Below are 1,992 nucleotides of genomic sequence, written 5' to 3' on the forward strand. Positions count from 1 at the left end.
TCAATATGTTGAATTTAAGTTATTGATTTCAAATATTAGAATAATGCGTGTAAATAATTTTAAAAGTACCGATGTTTGATAACATGAAAATAACAAACAACAAAAATAATCTTCACCAAAAAATTCTCGAATCTAAGCAAGGATTTAGCTTGCTAGAGACAGTCATTGCACTAACCACTTTAGGCATCTGTCTTGCTTATGCAATGCCACTATTCCTATATGCCAAAATTAACAACTCTAAAAGTGATATTAGGACTGGTGCTTTGATTGTAGCACAACGGACATTTGACAAGATTCGATCGCAACCAATTGTAGACATGCCCGACAATGATGGTGTCGCTAGTGCTTCTACAACTAATCCGATATCGATACCAGATCTTACTTCACCTACAGATGCTCAGAAACTATTAACCAAAGCAATGGGGAGACAATATCAAACAAAAGTGACTTATTGTGAAGGTAAAAATGCAGATGCAACAGTTTGTAGTAGTAAATATCGAAAATTTAAAGTAGAGGTAAGTTATCGTGGTTCAAAAGTATACGATCTTGAAGGCACTTATACTGCATTTTAGTAGAGCCAAGCATTCTGACAAAGGATTTACACTCCTCGAACTAATATTAGGTCTGTCCATCATGCTTATTGTTGGTGGACTAGCATTGACTGCTTTTGTCGAGGCTAGTACAACTTTTAATAAAGACAAGAAAAGTATTGATTCTAGCCAGAATCTATCGGCAGTTCTCGAAATGATTGGTAACGACATCAAGCAATCTGGAGAACTAATTAGTGACATCTCGTTTCCCTCGATCGAGTTTGCACCCAATACCGACACAGGGAGCATGAGTGGCTCTTCTAAAATCACGATTCGCAGATCGGTCAGCGATGCATTAACTTTGTGTCAGAACATCCCTGCGGGTACAGATCCCGCTACACTAACCTCTCTACTGGTTTCCGATAGTACTGCCACCACCGTCAGCGCATCTACAAATTGCGACGTCGCAACGACTACAAATCCACTGTTTGTCATCCGACCAGCTACTCGATCGAGTGTTACTGTTAATCCTACCGATCCAGCAACTACATATCCAACAACGACGAGACTAGCCCTCACGCTGCCGCCTGCGCTTCGTAAAGCGCGAGATTATCGCTGCAAACTTGACGAACCTAATCCTACTGTTCCTTATGATAGTACGACTAGAGTAACCGATGATTTTTGCGACTCAGTGACTAGTGAAAAACTCAGAATTGCAGTGTCCGATGAAAATGGACATATGCTGATCTTCAATCAAACTAATGAAACCGCAGATGCTGCAAATGGATTAGATACTGTTGTTAATCGTAAAAGATACAGTATTACATTACAGACTAGTGGCTCGATCGACTATGCTAAGGGATTCGACCAAAAAACGATCGACAATAATACCAAAAACAAAGCAGTTGCATATGGTATTGGTAAGCCAATCTACATATTAGAGGAAAGAGTTTACACATTAACCAGTGGTGGTGAATTTCAAGTATCTGTGAATGGTCAAGCACCATTAACATTGATTAAAAAAATCGATCACTTTAGAGCTTCTGCACGGATTTATAATGCTACCGATCGGAATGTCAATCCTTCACCCGCATCAAATCCAATACCCGCATCAGATATTTGCACCAACACAGCACCATTCTTAGATCAACCCACTATCGGAACTGCCGAGAACCCAAAATACATATGTAAATTTAATTACAATGGTTCGGTAGTGGATGACGATGTTAATTGGAAGTTGCTTGCTGGGATTAAAGTTGAAATACATGCCAAGTATGATGCCACGGGACGATCTGCGAACCCAACTGCTGAAGATGCCGAGAAATTAAAAGCGATGGCTGAATATTTCCCTCGGAATGTCCTGTCGAAATAAGTGCGGTATGCTGTAAGTATGTAAATAGTTGTAACTAGGTCTGGGAGTAGATTGGATGAGTTGGCAAGGTTCGCAAACAGCCGCAGATCG

The 1,992-nt window shown here is 40.2% G+C and carries 2 protein-coding genes; both read left to right on the plus strand.

Annotated features, from left to right (window positions below; all coding sequences use genetic code 11):
• Nucleotides 1-83: 83 nt before the first annotated feature.
• A complete protein-coding gene (locus RMO84_RS01425) occupies nt 84-572 on the plus strand; it encodes a hypothetical protein (RefSeq protein WP_310486663.1) in 489 nt (162 codons plus the stop codon).
• The gene (locus RMO84_RS01430; protein WP_310486665.1) at nt 526-1,902 is read left to right on the plus strand and encodes a type II secretion system protein; all 1,377 of its coding nucleotides are present in this window, start codon (nt 526-528) and stop codon (nt 1,900-1,902) included. The genes RMO84_RS01425 and RMO84_RS01430 overlap by 47 nt, the downstream gene beginning before the upstream one ends.
• Nucleotides 1,903-1,992: the final 90 nt, after the last annotated feature.

It is taken from the genome of Chamaesiphon sp. VAR_69_metabat_338 (assembly GCF_031423935.1).
Classification (GTDB): Bacteria; Cyanobacteriota; Cyanobacteriia; order Cyanobacteriales; family Chamaesiphonaceae; genus Chamaesiphon.